Raw genomic sequence first — 22,523 nt, forward strand, 5'->3', positions numbered from 1 at the left:
TCCTGCCCAGAAGATACTGGATAAACCTGATTAAGCAGATCACCGTCGCGCGACATTGCCATACCACCCTTCTTCCGAGACGGGGCTTTCCGGTTAGCTACACGCAGTATAGGAGGGCCCCGATACCCTGACCGTGAGATTCGGCCAGACGTTCGACCTTCGTTGACATGTTCGAAGCGTAGACCCATGAGGCCAGTTTGTCTACCCCGTGGGTAGAACGTCGAACACACTGGCGGTTTTGTGGTAAACATGACGGTAACGAAAGATGCCACCGTGACGTCCATCGTCAGTCACGTCCGGCTTACACATCCACTCCCGAAGGAGATCCCATGTCCCCCGCCCCTCGCAACAGCCGCCGTAAGCCCGATCCGGCCACCTTGACCGCCCGCCAACGCCGGATCTTGGAGGTGATCCGCGACGCCGTACTACTGCGCGGCTACGCGCCGACCATCCGCGAAATCGGCGACGCGGTGGGGCTGAAGTCCACCTCCTCGGTGGCCTACCAGTTGTCCACCCTGGAAGAGCGGGGCTTCTTGAGGCGAGACCCCAACAAGCCGCGAGCGGTCGATATTCGCCACCTCCACAACACCGACGCTCCGGATCCGGTTTCCCGCCACGCGGATGAGTCCGTCCCCGACGATGCGTCGACCCCGAGCTATATCCCGGTGATCGGCCGGATCGCAGCTGGTAACCCCATCCTCGCTGAACAGAACGTGGAGGGTCACCTGCCGTTGCCCTCCGAACTCGTCGGCGACGGCGACCTGTACATGCTTCGAGTGGTGGGTGAGTCGATGAAGAACGGCGGGATCCTCGACGGAGACTGGGTAGTAGTCCGCTCCCAGCCGGTCGCCGAGGAGGGCGAATACGTCGCCGCGATGATCGACGGGGAAGCCACGGTTAAGGAACTTCACCGAGACCGCAGTGGCACGTGGCTGCTCCCCAAGAATGAGGCCTTCGATGCGATCCCGGGCGACGACGCCGAGATCCTGGGCAAAGTGGTAGCGGTCTTCCGTCGGCTCTAAAGCACCGATTTAACCGGTATCCACCGCGGCCACCACCTTTCACTGGGCCCATTCGGGGGTAATCGGGCACCTTTTCCTCGGTTCACGCGTTGAATCGGTAGTAGTACCAAAAGGCATTCGGACAGTGAATGGAGCCGCATGTACGCAGAAGAGCGACGCCGCCAGATCGCATCCCTTACCGCCGTCGAAGGGCGGGTCAACGTCACGGAGCTCTCCGAGCGCTTCGACGTCACGGCGGAGACCATCCGGCGTGACTTGGCAGCGCTGGACAAAGAAGGCGTCGTCCACCGCGTTCACGGTGGCGCGGTGGCCAGTCAGTCATTCCAGACCACCGAGTTTTCACTCGATACCCGTTCCCGCTCTGCCCAAACAGCGAAGCTCTCTATCGCCCGCGCGGCTTTGAGGTTCCTGCCCAACCCGGGCGGGTCTGTGTTCCTCGACTCCGGTACCACCACCAATGCCATGGCGGAACTGATGGTCGAGTCCGCCACCGGCCCGCAGTATTCGATCGTCACCAACTCGCTGCCCATAGCGCTGTACTTGTCCACCAAGAACGCTCCCGACGTTCAATTGCTCGGTGGAACCGTGCGGGCCATCACCCAGGCCGTGGTGGGCGACCCGGCACTGCGAACCCTGGCGCTTATGCGTGCCGACGTGGCCTTCATCGGCACGAACGCGCTCACCCTGGACCACGGGCTGTCGACTGCGGACCCGCAGGAGGCCTCTGTGAAGTCGGCGATGGTTATCAACGCCCACAAGGTGGTTGTGCTGTGTGACTCGACGAAGCTGGGCAATGACTACCTGGTCAGCTTCGCTCCGACGACAAGTATCGATGCCCTCATTACCGACGCCAACGCCCCGGAATCCTTCCTTGAAGGCCTACGCGAGCGCGAGATCGAGGTCGTAATTGCCTCGTCGAACCTGGATTAGACCAGTCAATTTGGACAATCACACCCACCTTGGCCAGGATTAATGAAGAAACAACTCACGTGACGTGGGCGCCTGCCCACGTTCACCCCGCCCCATTGACCAGGAGCTAGCCTTCGTGATCGTGACGCTGACGCCCAATCCAAGCATCGACGTCACTATGGAACTCACCGCGCCCCTGAGTACGGACACGGTCAACCGGGCACAGTCGCTACGCCAGGCGGCCGGCGGGAAGGGGATCAACGTCTCTCATGTTGCTTATCTTTCCGGCCAGGAGACGTTGGCGCTCTACCCGAGCCAGCACCAGGACCCTTTCGTCTCTCTGATTGAGCAAAGCGGTATTCCTTCCCGACGCGTCGCCGTGAATGCACCGGTACGGATCAACGTCACCATCACCGATGACCGCTCGACCGCGAAGGTGAACAGCCCCGGTACTGCCGTGCCGGCGGATACGTCGGAGATATTGATTTCCGCTTTGCTCGAACACGTCGATGCCGCCAACATTATCGTCGCTGCCGGGTCGCTGCCGCCGGGACTACCTGAGGACTTCTATGGCCGATTGGTCAGCGAGGTTCGGGCCCGCAATGCCGACGTCATTATCGCCGTCGATACTTCCGACGGCCCGCTGCGTGCACTGGGCGATGATCTTTCGGTAGCGGCACCGACGATTATGAAGCCGAACAGCCATGAACTGGGCCAGCTCATCGGCACCAACGGGCGCAACCTCGAAGAATTGGCGCTGGCTGGACACGTTGGCCCCATCGTCGAGGGCGCCGCTCGCCTCGTCGATCAAGGCGTTCACGAGGTGCTGGTCACCCTCGGCCCCGCCGGCGGGGTGTTGGTCACTGATTCCGGAGCCTGGAAGATTACTCCCCCACCAGCCCGGGTCCGCACCACGGTGGGCACCGGGGATGCGTCGCTGGCCGGGTATCTCATCGGCCGTGCAGCGGGGAGAACCTGCCCCGACGCAGCTCGCCAAGCGATCGCCTTTGGCACCGCCACCGCCAGCCTGCTTGGCACGGCGTTTCCCGACAGCTCGGTTATCGACCTTGAGCGTACCGAGGTCGTGCAGCTTGTCTGAGACCAGTAGCGCCGACGGTAGGTGACGTAGACCCCAACCTGCGCTTAGGATGGAGCCAGTTAACAACCTCGAAGTCCGAGAGAGGATCCTTCGCCGTGGCTTCCACCACCGTCACTGTCGGCTCTACCGTCGGTCTGCACGCCCGCCCAGCGGCTCTCATTGCCGAGGCCGCCGCGGGATTCGACGATGTCGTGCTCTTGCACCTTGTCGGTGACGAGGGAGAGGACGACGCCGACGCCTCTTCCACACTCATGATTATGGCGATGGGCGCCCGCTGCGGCGATGAGGTCACGGTCCGCAGCGCCAACCCACTGGCCGTGAAAAAGGTCGCCGCTCTCATCGCAGCGGAGCTTTCTTAAGCCTCCCTCTCCAGCGGCCCAACGGCCGCTGGCCTAGTTGTTCTTCAGCGACACTACGTAGCGCCCCTCACCGAGGTGGCGGTAGCACCACATGAGGATCGGGTAGCCAACGAGGATGCCCACGGACCCCCACGCGATTCCCTCCAGCGGAACCCCGAACACCGGCAGGGTGAGATTTCCGATGCCCGCAATCATCGCCACTGCGGCCGCGGCAAGGTTGACCGGGTGCGCCAGGTCGACCTTGTTATCCATCCAAACCCTCACGCCGAGCAGGCCGATCATGCCGTACAGCATGAGGGTCGCTCCGCCGAGCACACCGGTGGGAATGGTGAAGATCAAGGCCCCAAACTTCGGGATGAACGCGAGGGCGATCGCGAAGAGCGCAGCCACCCAATACGCCGCCGTGGAGTAGACACGAGTGGCCGCCATGACGCCGATGTTCTCCGCGTAGGTGGTGGTACCGGAACCGCCGAAGCCGCCGGCCAGGGTGGTAGCCAGGCCGTCGCCGATGAGGGCGCGACCAGAGAGATCGTCGACGTTGCGCCCCGTCATGGCGCTGACCGACTTAACATGGCCGACGTTCTCCGCGATGAGCACGATGAGCACCGGCAGGGTGACCGCGATGGCCGACAACCGGAACTCCGGCGTGGTGAATTCCGGCAGGCCGATCCATGCCGCGGCGTGGACCGCCTCCGCGGCACCATCCGCCAAATTGCCGGTGACGGCAGCGAAGACCCATCCGAGGATGACGCCGAAGAGGATGCTCAGCCGGGACAGCAGGCCACGGCACAATACCGTGAAGCCCAGGATGCCCACCAAGGTAACCCCGGCGACCAGGGGCTGCGATTCAACGTTCGCGGTGGCGGCCGGGGCCAGGTTGAGGCCAATGAGCGCGACAATGGCGCCGGTCACGGCGGGCGGCATGACGGCATCGATGACCCGCCGGCCAGCCACGTGGACAGCGCAGCCCACCAGGATGAGAGCAATGCCGGTGACCATGACGCCACCGAGCTGCGCCCCCATGCCGTGAGCCTGGGATGCGCTCAGCGGGGCGATGAAGGCGAAGGAGGAACCGAGGTAGCTAGGAAGTCGGTTACCGGTGATGAGCAGAAAGATGATGGTGCCCAGTCCGGAAAACAGCAGTGTGGTGTTGACCGGGAAACCGGTGAGGGTCGGCACGAGCAGGGTGGCGCCGAACATGGCGACGACGTGCTGCATGCCGATTGTGATGGTGCGGCCCCAGCTCAGCCGCTCGTCGGGGGCTACGACTGCCCCGGGTTTCAGTGTCTTGCCGTCGCCGTGGACGGTCCAACCTAGAGCAGTATTCACAAGCCGCTATTATCAGCCCTCGGTGGGCGAAACAACGAATTCACGCAGCTCGTCGGCGAGCCGCTGCGGCAGCCGAACATCGAGGCGGGTGCCCGCAGCCTCGTAGTCCTCCTTGAGTACCGTCCCTAGTTCGTGCACCCGCGAGACGACGTCTCCCCTGGTGAAAGGTACTACGAGAGTTACTCGCGCATCGAGCGAATTGAGAAAAAGCTCGATGCGAGTCGCCAGCTCGGCGACACCCTCACCAGTCGCCGCTGAGACGTAGACCACATTGTCCCGGTCCAGCACGTGCCGCAGCTCAGCGAGGATGAGGGGATCCGCGGCGTCGATCTTGTTGATGACGATGATCTCCGGCGGGACCTCTTCGCCGGATTCCTTGACCACGTCGTAGATGACCGCATTGACGGCCTCGATCTGCTGCAACGGGAACGGCGCCGAGCCGTCGACGACATGCAGAATGAGGTCCGCGCCCAAGACCTCCTCAAGGGTGGATTTGAACGCCTCAACGAGCTGCGTCGGCAGGTGCCGGACGAAGCCGACCGTATCGGTAAAGACGATGGCGCGCCCGTCGGGCAACGTCGTGCGCCGTGTCGTCGGATCCAGGGTCGCGAAGAGCGCGTCTTCGACGAGCACGCCGGCGCCGGTCATGGCATTAATGAGAGAGGACTTCCCGGCGTTGGTGTATCCAGCGATCGCGATCTTCGGGACGGTGGACTCCTGGCGCCGCGCGCGCTTGACCTCACGGGCGGTCTTCATGCCCTGCAGCTCCCGGCGCAAGCGGGCCATTTCCGTGCGCAGGCGCCGACGATCCGCCTCAATACGGGTTTCACCTGGACCGCGCAGACCCACGCCGCCATTCGACCCGGCGCGGCCGCCGGCCTGGCGGGAGAGGTTCCCACCCCAACCGCGCACGCGGGTGTAGAGGTACTCCATTTGTGCGAGCGAGACCTGGGCCTTGCCCTCTTTAGATTTCGCGTGCTGGGCGAAGATGTCGAGAATGAGCATCGTTCGGTCGATGACCTTCACCTTGAGCCGATCTTCGAGGGCCACCATCTGCCCCGGGGACAACTCACCGTCGCAGACCACGGTGTCGGCGCCGGTGGCCTCGACGATGCGTCGCAGCTCCTCGACCTTGCCGGAGCCGATGTAGGTACCGGGATCTGGCCGGTCACGCTTTTGGTAGAGCAATTCCAACACCTCGGCGCCGGCGGTTTCAGCCAGGGAGGCGAGTTCCTGCATGTTGGCTTCCACCTGGGCGGTGGTCCCTTCGGTCCACACCCCAACGAGGATGACCTGCTCCAGGCGGAGCTTGCGGTACTCGACTTCGAACTCGGCTTCTTTTTCGCTGGTTTTACCGGTTGAGCCTTGCGCCACGGACCGGAAGGAATTGCGCTCCTCTAGATCTAGCTGGCCTGTCGTCGGCGATTCTAGGCCGCTGAGGTCGACGCCCTCGTCGGGGTTGTGCTCGCTCGCCTGCGGGGCGTTGTCTTTGAAGGCCTGTGAGAGCAGCTGGTCGGTATCGTAAGAGGTGAACTTCGTCATCGTCTTCTCAGTATCCCACGCACCCACCTGGTGGCCGAACCGTACCCCTCCGCGGGAGTCGATCCCCTGGCTATAACCTGGCGCGTCTAGACTGGTTGGCCATGAGCACCGACTTACTGAGCATCGGCCTAGGTTTCGAGCGCTGGCAAGACGCCGTCGAAGCCGCCATCGCCACCAACCAGCTTTCGGTCCTAGGGGAAGTACGCGGCGGGCAGCTGATTCACTACGCCGACCCCTCCGGAGCTCTCATCACCATCATGGCAGTGGAGCCCTACGCGACCTTCGCCGGATTCGAATCCGTCTCCCAGACCTTCGGCAACGTCACCATGGTCAACGACGTCGTCGCCTACTGTGAGGTCATCGATGCTCACGGTTCCGTCATGCAAGGCGTGACGGTGAACTTAGTGCATGGTCCCTTGCTCGCGGAGCTGCCCACCCAGGAATGGCAGCAGTTGGCAGTGGCGGCACTCATGATCGATTACACGCTGTATCCCTCGTCCGAGGACTTCGCCGCGGCCGGGTTGGGCGCCGTTGGGGAATTCGACTCCCCCGGCGCGAGGATCGTTGCCTCGGGCGACGGCTCCCAGGTGCCGGACGCGGCTGCGACGTTCAGCGCTCGAGTCCTTGACTCGGAGTATCGGCATAATCAACTCTCCGGCCAGCGTTTCATCCACGCGACCGTCGACGGCGCTTTCCCCTTCGACGTGTGCCTGCCGGACGCGCCTGAGCTTCCGGTTCGAGATAGCATTATCTACGGCTCAGCGGTGATGACTGCCGCCGTCACCAGCCCGACGGGCGGCTGCGGAGGATGTGGAGGTTCCTGCGGCTGCGGCGGGCATTAGGCAAAGAAGGGGAGGGAAGAGATGTTGACGACGCGTCTCGGGGTTATTTGGGCCGCAGTAGCGGTGCTGTGCCTGCTACTCGTGTTCACTCTGCGGACGGCGGGGCTGTTCCTCTCGGGACTGCTCTTCCTCGCCGCTGCCCTGTTTGCGTGGCGTTCGTCGTTCATCCAACCCGAATCCCGCGCCCTACGCACGTCGATCCAGCTCAGTACCGATGACATTCAGGCGATCCTCGACGCGTACGATCGTTTCCTCCTCGCCGGCGACGCCGATTCCATCGCAGACCGAACGCTGCACCGCCCGGCGCTGGCCGACGAGAGTTGCGACGCGCCGGCGATTACCGAGTTTCGGGCCAAAGCGGAGGCCGCCCGCCGCTTCATCTACCGTGTGGGGGCCATCGTCGAGGACCCGTCAGTGACCACTACCGAGCTCACCAATATTCTCGGCATCGCCGACCAACGCAGCCAGGAGCTGGCCGAGGCGTGGAATCAGGCCCGCTTAGAGGCCCGCCGCCTCGGCCGCGACTATTAATCCGCCGACGGCTGGAGGCTTTCTAGCTCCACCTCACCGGTGGCGACGATGCGCGAGGGGCCGGTGAGCCGCGCTCCGGAATCGTCGATGCGCACCGTGACGGTGCCCCCAGGCACATGGACGTCGAGGGTCCCCGTCGACGATCCCTCTGCTGCCAACGCCGCCATTGTGGCTGCCACCGTTCCGGTGCCGCACGAACGGGTCTCCCCTACTCCCCGTTCCCACACGCGCATGGCGATGGCGCCGTCGGCAGGCGGAGTGACGATTTCGACGTTGACGCCCTCCGGAAACACCTCGGTGCTAAACACCGGGGCGCACAGCTCCAGCTCCGCGAGGCGCTCGGGTGTAAGCCCCGGAATGACAGCCGCCAGGTGCGGGTTGCCCACGTCCACCGCCTCACCGCTAAAGGAACAATCCCCCATGGATGCCGTGGAGGTGCCGGTGATGCGCGCTGCTCCCATGCCCACGGAAACAACGGCCGCGGTGTCGCTGACCTCAAGGATCTCCACTTCACGCTCGCCGGCTCGGGTATCGATGACGAAACGGTCCTCGGTGACCCCCTCCCGGGTGCGCAGCCAGTGGGCAAACACCCGGACACCGTTTCCGCACATCTCCGCGACGGAGCCGTCGGCGTTGCGATAATCCATGAACCATCGCTGGCCGCGGCGGACGACGTGGAGAATCCCGTCGGCGCCGATGCCGGCGCGCCGGTCGCACAGGCGGGCAACTATGTCCGGGGTGAGGTCGATGGTGTCCTCGGCGTCCGGGATGATGATGAAATCATTCTCGGTGCCATGGCCTTTGGCGAATGTCAGGGTAGTCACGTCAGCAATTCTAGTGACTGAGTCAAGGCGTCCCCGGCGGCATCGATCCAGTGGATGCGCCGGTCCCGGTTGAACCAGGACCGTTGGCGCCGCACATACCGCCGGGTCCCGGTGATGGTGCGGTCGACGGCTTCTTCCGAGGTGAGGGTTCCGGCCAGTAGCTCAAGCACCTGTGCGTAGCCGATGGCGCGGCCGGCGGTCGAGTCTGCGACGAGTCCGTGATCGGACACCAAGTTGCTGACCTCGTCGATAAACCCGCGCTCGAACATCTCCCGGGTGCGACGCTCGATGCGCGGATTGAGCCATTCCGCATTGGTACGAAGCCCGATGATCCGGGTGTTCCACCGCGGTACGGCGTTCTTAGGCGGCTGGGAAGCCCGGAAAGGCCGACCGGTGAGCTCGATGACTTCCAGGGCTCGCACGGTACGCCGCGGGTCCGCGTCCTCGATGATGCGGGCAGCGTCGGGATCGATGGCGGCGAGTTCGGCGTGCAGCCGCAGAACCCCAATTTCCTCGAGGCGGCGTTCGTAGCGTGCTCGAACGTGAGGATCGGTGGGCGGGAACTGCCAGTCGTCGATGAGGCTCTGGTAGTACATCATGGACCCGCCCACCAGGATCGGGGTGATCCCGCGGGACATGAGCTGCTCGGCCACCGCGACGGCGCGCCGTTGGTAGTCGGCTACCGAGGCGGTACGGGTCACGTCCCACACGTCGAGCAGGTGGTGGGCGATGCCACGGCGTTCAGCCATGCTCAGCTTGGCTGTCCCGATGTCCATCCCCCGATAAAGTTGCATCGAGTCAACGTTGATAATCTCGCCGCCCAGGCGTTCGGCCAGCGCGAGCGACAGCGCCGACTTGCCCGAGGCCGTGGGCCCGACAACGGCCACGGGACGCACGGCAGGGATGGGGGTCATTGGGCAAAGTTTACGCGCCGGACCATCATAGGCCAACGCCCCTGCTGCCAGCAGAGCCTGTTCGCGGTATCGTACAAGGGCGAACATGTGCGCGCGCCGTGTCGGCGGGCGCACTGGAATCCTGGCAGCCGTGACGCGCGGCACTCATCCTCAACCCAAGGACGTTTCTTATGACTGGCGAGCACACTCCCTCCCCTATCCCCGGACCGAAGCCGGGCCCCCGCCCAGGCCCGCGGCCGACCCCAGGTCCGGCGCGCGGAGTCAACCCGGCCCCCGTCCCCGCTGCCGCCACTGACCCCTCGAAGTTCGGCCGCATCGATGAAGACGGCACCGTCTACGTCACCACGGCCGACGGCGAACGCGCTATCGGGTCCTGGCAGGCCGGAACCATCGAGGAGGGACTGGCCCACTACGGTCAGCGCTACGACGACCTTGCCACCGAAGTGGAGCTGCTCGAAACGAGGATCGGCGCCCACCCGGAGGAGGCGAAGAAGCTCGCCGCCCAGGCCGAGGCGTTGCGTGACACGCTTCCCACTGCCGCGGTGATCGGAGACCTGGAGCGGCTCGGCACTCGCCTGGCGGCGGTCATTGACCACGCCCACAGTGCCGAGGAGAAGGCGGCACAGGACAAGATCAGCCGGCGGGAGAAAGCCATCGCCCGCAAGGAAGAGCTGGCCGCCGAGGCCGAAGACCTGGCCGAGAACTCCACCGAGTGGAAGACCAGTGGTGACCGGATCCGGGCGATCCTCGATGAGTGGCGCACCATCCGCGGCATCGACCGCGCAACGGACGACGCCCTGTGGAAGCGCTACTCCCGCGCCCGCGACTCTTTCAACCGCCGCCGCGGCGCCCACTTCGCTGAGCTGGACCGGGGCCGCGCGTCGGCGAAGGCGAAGAAGGAAGCGCTCATCGAACAGGCCGAAGCCCTGCAGGACTCGACGCAGTGGCGCGAGACCGCACAGCGCTACCGGGAATTGATGACAGAGTGGAAGGCCGCCGGGCGCGCCCAGCGCAGCGACGACGATAAGCTCTGGGCTCGCTTCCGAGCCGCGCAGGATCACTTCTTCGCCGCCCGCGACGCCGATATTGCCGCCCGCGACCACGAGTTCGAGGCGAACGCCGCGGCCAAGGACGCACTCATCGCCGAGTTTGATGCCCAGATTGACCCCTCGTCGAACATCGACCAGGCCCGCGCTAAACTGCGCGAGCTCCAGGAAAAGTGGGAGGAGATCGGGTTCGTGCCGCGCAATCGGGTGCGCGAGTACGAGGATAAGATCTCCGCGCTAGAGTCCCGCGTTGCGGATGCAGAGAAGGCGCAGTGGCGTCGCACGGACCCGGCTGTGCAGGCCCGCGTGGCACAGTTTGAGGCGAAGGTCGCCGACTTCACCCAGCGAGCGGAGAAGGCCGAATCCCAGGGTAAGGAGTCCGAGGCTGCGGAGCTGCGCGCCCAGGCCGCCCAGTGGGAGCAATTCGCTGAGGCTGCCCGCAACGCCGTCGACAATTAGGCCCGGATGCAGCTGATCCACCTCAACCGGCCGGTGCCGGGCGAGCCGCCGGCCGACATCGCCCGTACTTATGTCTTCCTGGCCAATCTCGCCGCCCAGGAGGCCAGCGGTGATCCAGCCGCGTCGGTGAGCATCGACTCGGTGTTGACCCGGCTGGGCGGCTCGGCGGAGTCCGACGCTGTGCTGCTGGCGCTCGTCGATGATGAACTCACTCCCGTCGTCGCCGCGCTCGGTCCCTGGGGGTTGCCGATGGTGCCGTCCACCGTGCGACCTGGGGACGAGGATCGGGCTCTGGAGGTCGCCGGGCTGTGCCACATCGCTATCCCACTGCTGGAGGACCTTGACACCTTAGACGTCGATGTCGTCTTCGACGCCGCCTACTTGCCCCTGCCCGGGGAGCGTATCGGCGCCGACGCCCTCGACGTCGAACGCCGCCTGCTCGACGCCGCCGGCGACATCGCCCGGTCGTTAGGCCGCCGCTCGATCCACTACTGGGTCGACCGCCACGAGAACCTCCCGGAGGGGTACGACCCCGCGGTGGAGGTGCACCAGGTGCGCATCGACATTCCTGCGGCCACGCCCCTAATCGATGCCTACCCGCCCCGCATCGACGTCTCAACCGCGATCGTCGACAACTACGGCGGTGACACCTCCGCCGCCCACAGCATTGCCGAGCTTCTCACCCGGGCCAGCGCCGACGCCTACCTCGGTGCCCTCCCGGCGGAGCCGATTTGCTGGACGCCTCAACGGCTCGTCGACGCCGCCGCCAGGCTGGGCGACCGCTGCCAGGAACAATTCCTGGCAACGGTCATCGACGACGGTCAAGCGGTGGCAGCGTGCGAATTCACCTATCAGCGCCCGGACCCCGCGAATCCCACCGTCGCGGAGCTCGGCGTTGTTGCGGTGGCCCGCACGCATCGCGGGCGGGGATTGGCTCGGCACGTGCTCGCTGCGGGCATCGCCGAGCTGCGTCGTCGGCATCCGAGCATCGTTGCGCTGTATGGTTCCTACGCCGCTGGCGACGCCGCCTCGGTCGCGTTGCTTGCCCCCTATCGGCCCCGGCTGCTGGCCACCTGCCTCGGACTCGTGGGCACGGTGGCGCCCGTCGAGCCTCGCGTTAACTAATCGTGCGGCCGGTGCCGCTCGGCGGCCCGGCGCCGGCGGTCGTCCTTAAGGTACTCCGGCAGCTGCTCCTCGCTCCGACGCCGAGCGTCGAGCAACGCGCGCTGGGCGCGGCCTACCTCGTCGAGGTCATCCGCCTCCGAGCGGGCCTGAGCGAGAGCGGCCTGTTCGGGGTTTCGCCGCAGGGCGCTCATCGAATAGGCGCATACGGCGATCAGCGCCGCCGCCGAGAGCAGCCATACTCCGATACCGAGGTTGATGCCATCAAAGGACGACGGCCGCGTCTGACGCAGCCACACCGCTAACAGGGAAGAAAAGGCCGCCACAGCAGAGAACATCCACGCCACCAGGGCGAACACCGTCCGCTTGGTCACGAGGGTGGCGAGGGTGAACACGCCCATCCCCAAGGTCCCCAGGATGGCGAAAATGTACTCGGTGATTTTCATCCCGGCATCGCGGGCACCGGGAAGGACGAAGGCAACCTCGTAGCCGCGGACCGGGCCGGCGTAAGGCAAGACCATAAACGCTAGCCACAGGGCCGCCACCACCCACAGTGCGGTATTGATGCCGGCCAGGGACACGGTCCTGGCGGCAGCGCGTTCTTGTGCGGCAAGCTGGCGAGAGTCTGCGGGGCTTTCCATGTCTCGGTAGCTTACCCCCACCCGCACGGCTAGTTGCTGCGACGGATGCCGGGCAAGCCCAGGCCGATGCCGATGGGTGCCGTTGTGGGCACCTGTCCTGCCGCCGACATGTCGCCCGCCTTCGTCCGACGGTGCCGGCGCACACCCGAGTCCGCGATGAGGTAGTGCGGCTTGGAATCTGTGATGACGACCGTCACCAGGTCGCCGGGGCGGATGTCGCCATCGGTCTCTCCACGCGGGGTGAAGTGGACTAGGCGCCCATCACGGCCCCGACCGCTGAGCCGCTGGGTGCGGCTGTTCTTGCGCCCGCCGCCGGCTTGCACCAGGAGTTCGACCTCGGTGCCGACCAGGCGGGCGTTCTCCTCCTCGGAGATCCGTTCCTGCAGCTCTACGAGGCGTTCGAACCGTTCCTGGACAACCTCCTTGGGAACCTGATCCACCATGTCGGCCGCCGGGGTGCCCGGGCGAGGCGAGTATTGGAAGGTGAAGGCGCTGGTGAATCGGGCGCGTTCGACGACATCCAGCGTCGCCTGGAAGTCCTCCTCGGTTTCGCCGGGGAATCCGACGATGATGTCAGTGGTGATGGCAGCATGGGGAAGTTTCTCCCGGACCTCGTCGAGTATCCTTAGGAACTTCTTGGACCGGTAGGACCGGCGCATCCGCTTGAGGACGTCGTCGGACCCGGACTGCAACGGCATGTGCAGCTGCGGGCACACGTTCGGAGTCTCCGCCATGGCATCGATGACATCTGACGTGAATTCCGCCGGGTGCGGGGAGGTAAAGCGCAGTCGTTCCAGGCCCTCGATCTCCCCGCAGGCGCGCAGCAGCTTCGAGAAGGCGGAGCGGTCACGTTCCAGGCCCGGATCGGAGAAGTTCACGCCGTAGGAGTTGACGTTTTGCCCGAGCAGGGTCACTTCGCTGACGCCCTGGTCCACGAGGGCTTGCACCTCCGCGAGGATGTCGCCGGGGCGGCGATCCTGCTCCTTTCCGCGAAGGCTCGGCACAATGCAGAACGTGCAGGTGTTGTTGCACCCCACTGAGATGGACACCCAGCCCGCGTAGGCGGACTCCCGCTTGGCGGGCAGCACGCTGGGAAACTCCTCTAGGGATTCAACGATTTCGACCTGGGCGGCGTCATTGTGCCGGGCTCGTTCCAATAGAGCAGGCAAGGACCCCATGTTATGGGTACCAAACACCGCATCGACCCACGGCGCCTTATCGATGACGTTGTCTTTGTCCTTCTGCGCCAGACAGCCGCCGACGGCGATTTGCATGCCGGGGTGATTGTCCTTGGTGTGCTTGAGAAGACCGAGAGTGCCGTAGAGACGCTGGTCAGCGTTCTCCCGCACGGCGCAGGTGTTGAAGACGACAAGGTCAGGCTCCTGGTCCTCGACGGCGGCGACGTAGCCGGCGTCCTCCAATAGGCCGGAAAGCCGCTCCGAGTCGTGGACATTCATCTGGCAGCCGAAGGTACGCACCTCGTAGGTGCGAGGTTCGGTCAAGGTCTCGTGCTCCATCACGGTGGGCATTGTAGTGATCGCCTCTGATGAGGACCTAACCCGTGCTGTCCGCGAGCTCGGCGAGCCGATCGTCGAGAGCTTGCTGCGCGATGCGCAGGCTGAGCCCCTCCCCGAAGCCCCGCCGGGCGAGTACTCCAACGATGCGCCGCAGAGCACGTTGGCGTTCGGCGTAGTCGCCTGGAACGGAGGTTATTGTCCGGGCTTTCTTGCGGGCCAGCGCCTCCGCCGTTGCGGCTTCGTCGGCATCGCTGACGTTGGCCAAGGCCTCGGCCCGCACCGAAGCGTCGACGCCTTTGGCCCGAAGCTCCTGCTCGAGTACCCGGGTGGATTTACCCCGCCGGGAACGCCGTTGGCGGACCCACTCGGCGGCGAAGTCGGCGTCGTCGATGAGGCCTACCCGCTCCAAGTCGTCGATCACCTCCGTGACGAGTGCCTCGGGAAACTCGGCATCGATGAGCCGTTGACGCAGTTCCGCACGGGAGCGGCGCCGGTGATTGAGCAATCCCAGGGCGCGGGAGCGTACCGCGGCTTTATCCGATTCGTGGGCGTGGTCGAACAGCCCGGTTCCCCGGCCCGAGTCGTATTCCGCGAGCGCGGCGCGTAGGGCATCGATGCGTTCGCGTTTAGTTGTCATCGTCCTCGTCATCGAAGTCGACGCTCGGCACCATGTCCACCGGATCATCGGTCAGATCGTCGTCCACGCCGGGAACCTGGGAGCCTTCGTCAGTCGCCGCGTTGGCATACTCCCCGACGCCTAGCTTGGCGAAGATCTTCTTTTCCAGCTCATCCGCCAAGTCGGCATTGCCCTTGAGGAATTGGCGGGCCTTCTCCTTGCCCTGACCAAGCTGGTCGCCTTCGTAGGTGTACCAGGACCCGGACTTCTTGACGATGCCGTTTTCCACCGCGAGGTCGATGATGGAGGACTCCCGGGAGATGCCTTCGCCATACATGATGTCGAACTCCGCGACCTTGAACGGCGGCGAGACCTTGTTCTTGACGATCTTGATCCGGGTCCGGTTGCCGATGGCGTCCTGCCCGTCCTTGAGGGTCTGAATCCGGCGGACATCGCAGCGGACCGAAGCGTAGAACTTGAGCGCCTTGCCGCCGGTGGTGGTCTCCGGGGAACCGAACATGACGCCGATCTTCTCTCGCAGCTGGTTGATGAAGATGGCGGTAGTACCGGCGCTGTGGAGGGCACCGGTCATTTTGCGCAGCGCCTGCGACATGAGCCGGGCCTGAAGGCCGACGTGGCTGTCGCCCATTTCGCCTTCGATTTCGGCTTTCGGAGTCAACGCAGCCACCGAGTCGATGACGATGATGTCAATAGCGCCTGAGCGCACCAGCATGTCGGCGATCTCCAGGGCCTGCTCACCGGTGTCCGGCTGCGAGACCAGCAGATTGTCGGTATCCACGCCGAGCTTCTTGGCGTAGTCGGGATCAAGCGCGTGCTCGGCGTCGATGAACGCGGCGATGCCGCCGCCTTTTTGGGCCTGGGCGATCGCATGCAGAGCCACGGTGGTCTTACCGGAGGATTCCGGACCATAGATCTCCACGATGCGCCCGCGGGGGAAGCCGCCGATGCCGAGCGCCACATCGATCGCGGTATTGCCGGAGGAAATGACCTGGATGGGTGGGCGGTTATCGTCGCCCAGGCGCATGACGGCGCCCTTGCCGAAATCCTTCTCGATCATCGACAGCGCTGCGTCGAGCGCCTTCTGGCGGTCTCCGGCCGCCGATGTCGCCTTACCCTTGGTTTTCTTCGCAGCCATGCTTTGTCCTCTCGCTAGGTAGATCCGTTGTCGTGATGGTCGTTGACGAGCGACCGGCGTTGTCTCCGGCCGTTACTAGTGTTAGACCGTCGAGCTAGGCGGAAGGATCCCTTGCTTCACGATCTCGGTGTCCATTTCATCATGCGGGTGTTACACCACCGACCACCCTACACGAACACCTATTCGAACTACCAGCCTGGCCGGTCACGGCCAAGCTGACGTTCTTCCGGCACGTCGAACTCCGCACAGAGCTCTTCCCAGATGACCTTGAGGTCGACGCCTCGTTCGACCAGTTCACTGGCAGTCGCGCCACGTCGGGGAAGGACGTGAGAATCGGCAATCCACCGGCCCCGAGCCGGACCAAATTCGTCGTCGAGCAGTCGCGCGAACTCTGTAAGACGCATGACCTTGATCCTACCCACCCCCCAGGAAACCATCGCGAGCCGTCCCACTGAGCTGTACGTGGGCAAAAATACGCTACTTGAACACCGTTCAAGGTATGTTCGTTCTCATGAGCACCCACAACTCCACCGTCGACGTTGCCTACGTGGCCGGCTTCGCAGCCCTGATCTGCGTCTTCGCGTTCGTAGCCATCCCCATCGGCGCCGCCGGCGTCCCGATCGTGCTGCAGAATGCCGTCATCATCCTCACCGCGCTCATCGTGGGCGCCCGGCGGGCCGTTCTCGCCACCGCGTTGTTTCTCACCGTCGGCCTAGCGCTGCCCGTTCTCGCCGGTGGGCGCACAACTCTCGTTGCTCTCGCCGGACCAACCGCCGGGTACCTCCTCGGTTACCTTCTCGCTGCCGCTGTAGCCGGCGCCCTCGCCTACCGAGCACTCCCACGTGCTCGAGGCTCGCAACTGACGTGGTTTACCGCGGCTGGCGTCGCCGGACTCGCCGCCCAGTACCTCTGTGGCGCCCTCGGCTTAGTGCTACGGACAGATCTCTCCCTCGCGGCGGCCGCCGCTGCGCAACTGCCTTTCCTCGCAGTCGACGCCGCCAAAGTGGCTGCCATGGTCCTCATCGCGCTGGGTGTTCACGCGGCGATCCCCGATCTTCTGCCGCGACGGCCATGACCAGCATCGAATTCGTCGACGCCAGCGTCACCGTCGACACCCCCACCGACGCTTTTCCGAACGCCACCAGTACCATCCTTGGACCGGTGACGGCGACCCTCAGCGAACATCGGGTGGGCATTATCGGCGCCAACGGCTCCGGGAAGTCCACCCTTGCCCGGCTCATCAACGGGTTGGTCTCCCCCACCGCGGGATCGGTGAGTGTTGGCGGGCTTGACGTGTCCCGGCACGGTCGCGAGGTGCGGCGACGCGTCGGGTTCGTGTTCTCCGACGCCGATAATCAGATCATCATGCCGCAGGTCAGAGATGATGTTGCCTTCTCGTTGCGCAGACATCGCCTCTCAGCCGCTGAGCGATATGCCCGCGCCGACGCCGCCTTGGCACGCTTTGGGCTGTCGTCGCACGCCGAGGATTCGCCCCACGTACTCTCCGGTGGGCAGAAGCAGCTGCTGGCCCTGGCCGCAGTGCTCGTGCTTGAACCCGAGGTGATCGTGGCCGATGAACCCACCACCCTGCTTGACCTGAAGAATCGGCTCCGTATCCGCCGGGAGTTTGCCCACCTGGACCAACAGCTCATCGTGGTGTCACACGACCTGGAACTCGTCTCAGACTTCGACCGGGTTCTGTGCATCGACGCTGGAAGAATCGTCGACGATGGTCACCCGGCTGCCGTCATCGCGGCCTATCGCGAACGGATGCTAAGCCTCAGTGAGGAGAGGTAGGGTAACGCGATGAAACACGCCATACCGCTGGGCACGTACCATCCGGGCAGGTCGGGACTTCATCGGGCGCCGGCCGGCGTGAAGCTTGTCGCCCTCGTCGCTTTCGTCGTGTTGCTTACCGTCGCCGCGGACTCGCCCGTCGTCGTGGCCGTGGCTGCCGGCGTCGTCGCTTCCGGGTATGGCTACGCGCGGATCCCCGCCGCACTGGCGGTTGGACAACTTCTCCCGGCCGCCTACTTGATCGCTTTCTTTGGGTTCTTTGATCTCCTAGTCAACGGGGTAGCGTCGGCGGCGCTCCTGGTGAGCGGCCTGCTGGCCACCGTGGCCGCAGCCGTGCTCGTCACTCTCACCACACGGGTTTCTCATCTCCTCGACGCGGTCGAGGCCGGTCTGCGCCCCGGCGCTCGTATCGGCCTTCCCGTGGACAGGATCACGCTTGCTATTGCGTTGACACTGCGCCTGATCCCCCGCCAGGCGGCCACGGTCAGAGACGTTCTCGAGGCGCGAGCCGCCCGCGGCGTCGGCTTCTCGCTGCGGGCCGTCGGGGTCCCGGTACTCGTGCGGTGCATCAGGCGGGCGCGCGCACTCGGAGAAGCGCTCGCCGCCCGCGGCGTCGGCGACGATTAGCTGCCGCCGACGTTAGCTACACATCGCCGCGCAGTTCGCGCATCTTCTGCGCAACGGCGTCGTCGGACACGGACTGCCCCAGGGGGCTACCCTGCTCGATTGCCGGGTTTCCCGCGGAGGTGCCCTTGTTCAAAGCTCCGCCACCCTTCATCTCGGCGCGGATCTGCTCCAGGCGGGAGTGGCCCGCCATTTGCACGCCGGCCTGCTCGATCTCGGCCATGCGGCCTTCGACGGAGTTCTGGGCCAGCTCGGCGGTGCCGAGGGCATTGGCGTAACGCTTCTCGATCTTGTCGCGCACCTGGTCCAGGTTCGGGGTAGAGCCGGAGGTGATGGAGTTCATCGAGTTGAGGGACTCGGCCACCTTCTCCTGCATCTTGGCCTGCTCCAGCTGGCTGAGCAGCTTGGTGCGTTCCTGCACCTTCTGCTGCAGCTGCATCGAGTTGCGCTCGACGGCCTTCTTCGCCTGGTCGGCCTGGCGCAGGGCCTGGTCGTGCAGCTGCTTCGTCTCCTCCACACCCTGCTCGGCAGTGACAAGCTGAGCAGCGAACGCCTCGGCGGCGTTTTCGTACTCCGTGGCCTTCTGGTTGTCACCCTTGGCCCGGGCCTCATCGGCGAGGGTCAGTGCCTGGCGGGTGTTGGCCTGCAGCTTCTCGATCTCATTAAGCCGACGGTTGAGCTGCATCTCCAACTGGCGCTGGTTACCGATGACGGCAGCGGCCTGCTGCGAGAGAGCCTGGTGCTGGCGCTGAGCCTCGCGAATAGCCTGTTCGATCTGAATCTTCGGATCGGCGTTTTCCTCGATCTTGCTATCGAACAACGCCATGAGGTACTTCCACGCCTTGACAAACGGATTCGCCATCGGTAACTGGCCTTTCTTAGGGTTGAGTCAATTTTTGCCAGGATTTTACTCGCCTCAGTGTAGCCGAGCCGGGTTCCTGGAGCCCTGGGTACTGCAGTTCCCGGGCGGTGCCTGTTGCTACAGGTTACTCCGCCGCTGCCGGGGTTGTCGCAGCGAGTTCGTCCTGGATCGAAGGCATCGCCACGCGCGCAGCGGCGTCGAACAACACATCGCTCACACTCACGCCGAGGGCGTGGCAAATGGCGGCGAGCAGCTCCGAGGAGACTTCCTTGCGGCCACGTTCGAGTTCGGAGATGTAGCCTGGCGATACTCGTGCGATCTCAGCGAGCTCACGCAGGGTCATCGATTGATCCGCCCGGAACGTCCGCAGCGCCATGCCCAAGGCTTCGCGCAGCAGCACACTCGACTCACCCGCCGAGCTCTGTGCCCGGGACGGTCCAGTAGTTACGGTAGTCACTGTTGTGGTTGCCATTACCTATACCAACGGCTCGGGTGGGAAATTTGTTCCCGCGTCCAGACTTCCTGCATCGAGGTTTTCGGCGGAGTGTCGAAGCTCCGCTAACGCCACGGCAACGGCCGCTTCCCGGATCTCCTGTCGTGTCCCGCTGAGCATGACGTGCCGGTGATACGTTCCGTGAGGCCCGTGCACCCCTACAAAGAGCTCGCCCACCGGGTGCCCGTCTTGGGGGTCTGGACCGGCCACACCGGTGAGCGCGAGCGCCCAGGTTGCCCCGCAACGCCGGGCGGCGCCGTCGGCCATCTCCCGAGCTGTAGCAGCGGCGACGGGGCCGACAGCGGCCAATACATCCGGGTCGACGCCCGCGAGGTCCCTCTTCAGCTCCGTGGCATACGTGATGAGTCCACCGCGTAGCACCTTCGACGCCCCAGGGACGCCGGCGAGTGTAGCGGCGCACAACCCGGCGGTGAGGGACTCGCAGGTGGCAACCGTCTGACCGAGGCGCGACAGCGTCCGAATGACGTCGACGGCCACATCGGCAACAGACTCCCTGGTTGCCAATGCACTCACTGCTTCCTCGAATCCCACAGGTACTGGAAACCTGTCACCACCGTCACGACGACGGCGGCGATCATGAGCCCGTGGGTCGGCAGGTCCATCCAGGCCGGCAGCGGGCACAGATACATGCCGATAGCAACCGCCTGCAGGGTGGTCTTGAGCTTGCCGCCCTTGGATGCGGGAACGACGAGCCCTCGGCGCAGCATGAACATCCGCCAGATGGTGATGCCAAACTCGCGAACGAGGATGGCCACGGTGTAGGCAACCGGCAGCCATCCGACGACGTTAAGGCAGATCAGCGCCGCAGAGACAAGGGCTTTGTCCGCGATGGGGTCGGCGATTTTTCCGAAGTCGGTGACGAGGTTGCGCTTGCGGGCGATGTCGCCGTCGAGCTTGTCGGTAATCATCAAGGCGACGAACATCGCAAATGCCGCCCACTGCCAGCACACGCACTCGGGCGCTTTGAGCACCATCCACGCGAAAACGGGCACGAAAATAATGCGCAGGCTGGTCAACACGTTGGGCAGATTCAGGTTCGACGGCCGGGAGTCCCCAGACGGCGACGAGCTCGTCATAGTCACGTCAGTCAACCCTACCTGGGGATGGGTCCGCCGAGTACCCCACCCGCCTAGAATGGCCCCATGACCTACTTCGCAGTTCACTACACCTACGCCGATGGCGACCCCGACATCGCCCGGGTCCGCCCCGATCACCGCGTCTTCCTCGGAAAACTCAAGGAGGAAGGCAAGCTCGTGGCGTCCGGGCCTTATGTCGACGGCCACGGTTCCGCGCTCATCCTGCTCCAGCTGGACGACACCGCCACCGTCGACGACGCCCTGAAACTCATGGACCACGACCCCTACACCGTCGAGGGTGTTCTCGACGGCCGGGAAATCCGTGAATGGAGCCCGGTTCTTAAGGTGTTTTAATCACCGCAGCAAGAACCGCCGTCGTCTCCACGGGGACGGCGGCGGTGCGGTGGCTATCGGGGTGGCTATCGACTAGTGGAAGTGGCCCGCCGACGGATCGGCGCCCTTCTCGATAACGTTGCCGTCCCAGTCAAGCTCGTTGCCCTCGTCGTCAACCATGTAGCCGTTGTCGTCGAGGTAGTGCTTGTTGCCCAGGTCGTCGTAGTCCACCTTGAGCGTCTTGTGGGATACTCCGCCCTGAGCCTCGTCGCGCTTGTTCTTGATGATCGAGGCGATGACGGTGATGACCAGCACGCCAACGATGACCAGCAGCGAGCCCGTGGTGGTGATTTCGGGCGCCCAGTTGATGTTCTCGCCGCCGTTGATGAACGGCAGGTTGTTCTCGTGCATCGCGTGGAACAGCAGCTTGATGCCGATGAAGCCGAGGATGATCGACAACCCGTAGGACAGGTACACCAAACGGTCCAGCAAGCCGTCGAGCAGGAAGTACAGCTGACGCAGGCCCATCAGCGCGAAGGCGTTCGTGGAGAACACCAGGAAGGGCTCCGGGGTGATGCCGTAGATGGCCGGGATGGAGTCCATCGCGAACATCACGTCCACCAGGCCGACGGCCACGAGCGCGACGAACAGCGGGGTAAAGGTCAGCTTCGCGCCCTTGCGCAGCCACAAGTGGTCGCGGTGGTAGCGGTCGGACACCGGGATGACCTTGCGCACCCACCGAATCACCGCCATGTCCTGCGGGTCGGTTTCGGGCTTGTCACCGATCTCGTCGAGGAACAGCTTCAGCGCCGTCCAGATGAGGAAGACGGCGAAGAGGTAGAACACATCCGACCAGGCGGCGATGATGGCGGCGCCGAGCAGGATGAACAGGAAGCGGAAGAACAGGGCCAAAACAATGCCGATCAGCAGCACCTTCTGCTGGTAGCGGCGGGGAATCTTGAAGGCGCCGAAGATAAGGGCGAAGACGAAGAGGTTATCGACACTCAGTGCCTTTTCCGTGACATAGCCGGTGAGGTACTGCATGCCGTGCTCGCCATCCCAGAGCAACCACACGATTCCGCCGAAGGCGACGGCCAGGCCCACGTAGAAGGCCGACCAGATGGCGGCTTCCTTCACGGTCGGAGCGTGCGGGGTGCGCACGTGGGTAACGAAATCAAAAATAAAGAATCCGAGTACGCCAACGATGGTGACGGCCCAGATCCAGAAGGGAACGCTCATTGCGTGACAAGCCTCCGGTCAGTAGAGAAATAGGAACAGTGACCGGAGGTCTCCCCCGCCCCGCGCAACCAACCGCCGGACCGGCATTACCGGGGTAAACGCTACCCGTGCTGACGATAATGACCGAGGATCTGGGGTACTCCCCTCCAT

26 protein-coding genes are annotated in these 22,523 nt (G+C 64.5%); 12 read left to right on the top strand and 14 right to left on the bottom strand.

Annotation, left to right across the window (positions count from 1 at the left end):
- Window positions 1–329 precede the first annotated feature (329 nt).
- From lexA to CUTER_RS06385, 4 genes are all read left to right on the top strand, one after another.
- Complete coding sequence (lexA, locus tag CUTER_RS06370) at window positions 330–1,022, top strand: transcriptional repressor LexA (protein WP_047259728.1); 693 nt, start codon at window positions 330–332, stop codon at window positions 1,020–1,022.
- Window positions 1,023–1,160: 138 nt separating this feature from the next.
- On the top strand, window positions 1,161–1,952 hold the full coding sequence (locus CUTER_RS06375) for a DeoR/GlpR family DNA-binding transcription regulator (RefSeq protein WP_047259729.1): 792 nt from the start codon (window positions 1,161–1,163) through the stop codon (window positions 1,950–1,952).
- Window positions 1,953–2,073: 121 nt separating this feature from the next.
- Window positions 2,074–3,030, top strand: coding sequence for a 1-phosphofructokinase family hexose kinase (locus tag CUTER_RS06380; protein WP_236684683.1), 957 nt, complete (start codon window positions 2,074–2,076; stop codon window positions 3,028–3,030).
- A gap of 95 nt (window positions 3,031–3,125) precedes the next feature.
- Window positions 3,126–3,389, top strand: coding sequence for an HPr family phosphocarrier protein (locus tag CUTER_RS06385; protein ID WP_047259730.1), 264 nt, complete (start codon window positions 3,126–3,128; stop codon window positions 3,387–3,389).
- Between the two features lie 33 nt (window positions 3,390–3,422).
- Here CUTER_RS06385 and CUTER_RS06390 read toward each other — a convergent pair whose 3' ends face one another.
- Together CUTER_RS06390 and hflX are read right to left on the bottom strand one after the other, a co-directional pair.
- The gene (locus CUTER_RS06390; protein ID WP_047259731.1) at window positions 3,423–4,718 is read right to left on the bottom strand and encodes a uracil-xanthine permease family protein; all 1,296 of its coding nucleotides are present in this window, start codon (window positions 4,716–4,718) and stop codon (window positions 3,423–3,425) included.
- Between the two features lie 12 nt (window positions 4,719–4,730).
- On the bottom strand, window positions 4,731–6,260 hold the full coding sequence (gene hflX, locus CUTER_RS06395) for a GTPase HflX (protein WP_047259732.1): 1,530 nt from the start codon (window positions 6,258–6,260) through the stop codon (window positions 4,731–4,733).
- Between the two features lie 101 nt (window positions 6,261–6,361).
- On the opposite strand from hflX, the gene CUTER_RS06400 reads away from it, so the two are divergent.
- Window positions 6,362–7,102: a hypothetical protein gene (locus CUTER_RS06400; protein WP_047259733.1), complete on the top strand. Its 741-nt coding sequence runs from the start codon at window positions 6,362–6,364 to the stop codon at window positions 7,100–7,102.
- Between the two features lie 21 nt (window positions 7,103–7,123).
- Window positions 7,124–7,633: a hypothetical protein gene (locus CUTER_RS06405; protein WP_047259734.1), complete on the top strand. Its 510-nt coding sequence runs from the start codon at window positions 7,124–7,126 to the stop codon at window positions 7,631–7,633.
- Here the strand turns inward: CUTER_RS06405 and dapF are convergent.
- Window positions 7,630–8,457 (bottom strand): diaminopimelate epimerase, encoded by an 828-nt coding sequence (dapF, locus tag CUTER_RS06410; protein WP_236684684.1) that lies wholly within the window; start codon window positions 8,455–8,457, stop codon window positions 7,630–7,632. The genes CUTER_RS06405 and dapF overlap by 4 nt on opposite strands.
- A complete protein-coding gene (gene miaA, locus CUTER_RS06415) occupies window positions 8,454–9,371 on the bottom strand; it encodes a tRNA (adenosine(37)-N6)-dimethylallyltransferase MiaA (RefSeq protein WP_047259735.1) in 918 nt (305 codons plus the stop codon). The genes dapF and miaA overlap by 4 nt, the downstream gene beginning before the upstream one ends.
- A gap of 170 nt (window positions 9,372–9,541) precedes the next feature.
- On the opposite strand from miaA, the gene CUTER_RS06420 reads away from it, so the two are divergent.
- Both CUTER_RS06420 and CUTER_RS06425 read left to right on the top strand, forming a co-directional pair.
- On the top strand, window positions 9,542–10,876 hold the full coding sequence (locus CUTER_RS06420; protein ID WP_047259736.1) for a DUF349 domain-containing protein: 1,335 nt from the start codon (window positions 9,542–9,544) through the stop codon (window positions 10,874–10,876).
- 6 nt (window positions 10,877–10,882) lie between these two features.
- Complete coding sequence (locus tag CUTER_RS06425) at window positions 10,883–12,001, top strand: GNAT family N-acetyltransferase (protein ID WP_047259737.1); 1,119 nt, start codon at window positions 10,883–10,885, stop codon at window positions 11,999–12,001.
- Here the strand turns inward: CUTER_RS06425 and CUTER_RS06430 are convergent.
- From CUTER_RS06430 to CUTER_RS06450, 5 genes are all read right to left on the bottom strand, one after another.
- Entirely contained in the window at window positions 11,998–12,639 is a 642-nt protein-coding gene (locus CUTER_RS06430; protein ID WP_052844056.1) for an Rv2732c family membrane protein, read from the bottom strand. The genes CUTER_RS06425 and CUTER_RS06430 overlap by 4 nt on opposite strands.
- A gap of 29 nt (window positions 12,640–12,668) precedes the next feature.
- The gene (miaB, locus tag CUTER_RS06435) at window positions 12,669–14,156 is read right to left on the bottom strand and encodes a tRNA (N6-isopentenyl adenosine(37)-C2)-methylthiotransferase MiaB (protein ID WP_082121406.1); all 1,488 of its coding nucleotides are present in this window, start codon (window positions 14,154–14,156) and stop codon (window positions 12,669–12,671) included.
- A gap of 37 nt (window positions 14,157–14,193) precedes the next feature.
- The gene (locus CUTER_RS06440) at window positions 14,194–14,793 is read right to left on the bottom strand and encodes a regulatory protein RecX (protein WP_047259739.1); all 600 of its coding nucleotides are present in this window, start codon (window positions 14,791–14,793) and stop codon (window positions 14,194–14,196) included.
- Window positions 14,783–15,928 (bottom strand): recombinase RecA, encoded by a 1,146-nt coding sequence (gene recA / locus CUTER_RS06445; RefSeq protein WP_047259740.1) that lies wholly within the window; start codon window positions 15,926–15,928, stop codon window positions 14,783–14,785. The genes CUTER_RS06440 and recA overlap by 11 nt, the downstream gene beginning before the upstream one ends.
- Before the next feature lie 188 nt (window positions 15,929–16,116).
- Window positions 16,117–16,332 carry a DUF3046 domain-containing protein gene (locus CUTER_RS06450; protein ID WP_047259741.1) on the bottom strand — a complete coding sequence of 72 codons (216 nt, stop codon included), beginning with the start codon at window positions 16,330–16,332 and terminating at the stop codon, window positions 16,117–16,119.
- A gap of 107 nt (window positions 16,333–16,439) precedes the next feature.
- On the opposite strand from CUTER_RS06450, the gene CUTER_RS06455 reads away from it, so the two are divergent.
- The 3 genes from CUTER_RS06455 to CUTER_RS06465 are packed head-to-tail and all read left to right on the top strand — an operon-like array spanning window position 16,440 to window position 18,352.
- Complete coding sequence (locus CUTER_RS06455; RefSeq protein ID WP_047259742.1) at window positions 16,440–17,003, top strand: biotin transporter BioY; 564 nt, start codon at window positions 16,440–16,442, stop codon at window positions 17,001–17,003.
- On the top strand, window positions 17,000–17,725 hold the full coding sequence (locus tag CUTER_RS06460; protein ID WP_047259743.1) for an energy-coupling factor ABC transporter ATP-binding protein: 726 nt from the start codon (window positions 17,000–17,002) through the stop codon (window positions 17,723–17,725). Before CUTER_RS06455 ends, CUTER_RS06460 begins: the two co-directional genes overlap by 4 nt.
- A 9-nt stretch (window positions 17,726–17,734) precedes the next feature.
- Window positions 17,735–18,352 (top strand): energy-coupling factor transporter transmembrane component T family protein, encoded by a 618-nt coding sequence (locus CUTER_RS06465; RefSeq protein WP_047259744.1) that lies wholly within the window; start codon window positions 17,735–17,737, stop codon window positions 18,350–18,352.
- Between the two features lie 16 nt (window positions 18,353–18,368).
- Here CUTER_RS06465 and CUTER_RS06470 read toward each other — a convergent pair whose 3' ends face one another.
- From CUTER_RS06470 to pgsA, 4 genes are all read right to left on the bottom strand, one after another.
- Complete coding sequence (locus CUTER_RS06470; RefSeq protein ID WP_047259745.1) at window positions 18,369–19,211, bottom strand: PspA/IM30 family protein; 843 nt, start codon at window positions 19,209–19,211, stop codon at window positions 18,369–18,371.
- A gap of 124 nt (window positions 19,212–19,335) precedes the next feature.
- Entirely contained in the window at window positions 19,336–19,683 is a 348-nt protein-coding gene (locus CUTER_RS06475) for a helix-turn-helix domain-containing protein (protein WP_047259746.1), read from the bottom strand.
- Window positions 19,684–19,686: 3 nt separating this feature from the next.
- Entirely contained in the window at window positions 19,687–20,238 is a 552-nt protein-coding gene (locus CUTER_RS06480; protein ID WP_236684686.1) for a CinA family protein, read from the bottom strand.
- A complete protein-coding gene (gene pgsA, locus CUTER_RS06485; protein WP_047259747.1) occupies window positions 20,235–20,801 on the bottom strand; it encodes a CDP-diacylglycerol--glycerol-3-phosphate 3-phosphatidyltransferase in 567 nt (188 codons plus the stop codon). Before pgsA ends, CUTER_RS06480 begins: the two co-directional genes overlap by 4 nt.
- A gap of 66 nt (window positions 20,802–20,867) precedes the next feature.
- Between pgsA and CUTER_RS06490 the strand changes: the two genes are divergently transcribed.
- Entirely contained in the window at window positions 20,868–21,155 is a 288-nt protein-coding gene (locus CUTER_RS06490) for a YciI family protein (protein WP_047259748.1), read from the top strand.
- 72 nt (window positions 21,156–21,227) lie between these two features.
- Here the strand turns inward: CUTER_RS06490 and CUTER_RS06495 are convergent, their stop codons facing one another.
- Complete coding sequence (locus tag CUTER_RS06495; protein WP_047259749.1) at window positions 21,228–22,373, bottom strand: TerC family protein; 1,146 nt, start codon at window positions 22,371–22,373, stop codon at window positions 21,228–21,230.
- Window positions 22,374–22,523: the final 150 nt, after the last annotated feature.

The organism is Corynebacterium uterequi (assembly GCF_001021065.1).
Taxonomy (GTDB): Bacteria; Actinomycetota; Actinomycetes; order Mycobacteriales; family Mycobacteriaceae; genus Corynebacterium; species Corynebacterium uterequi.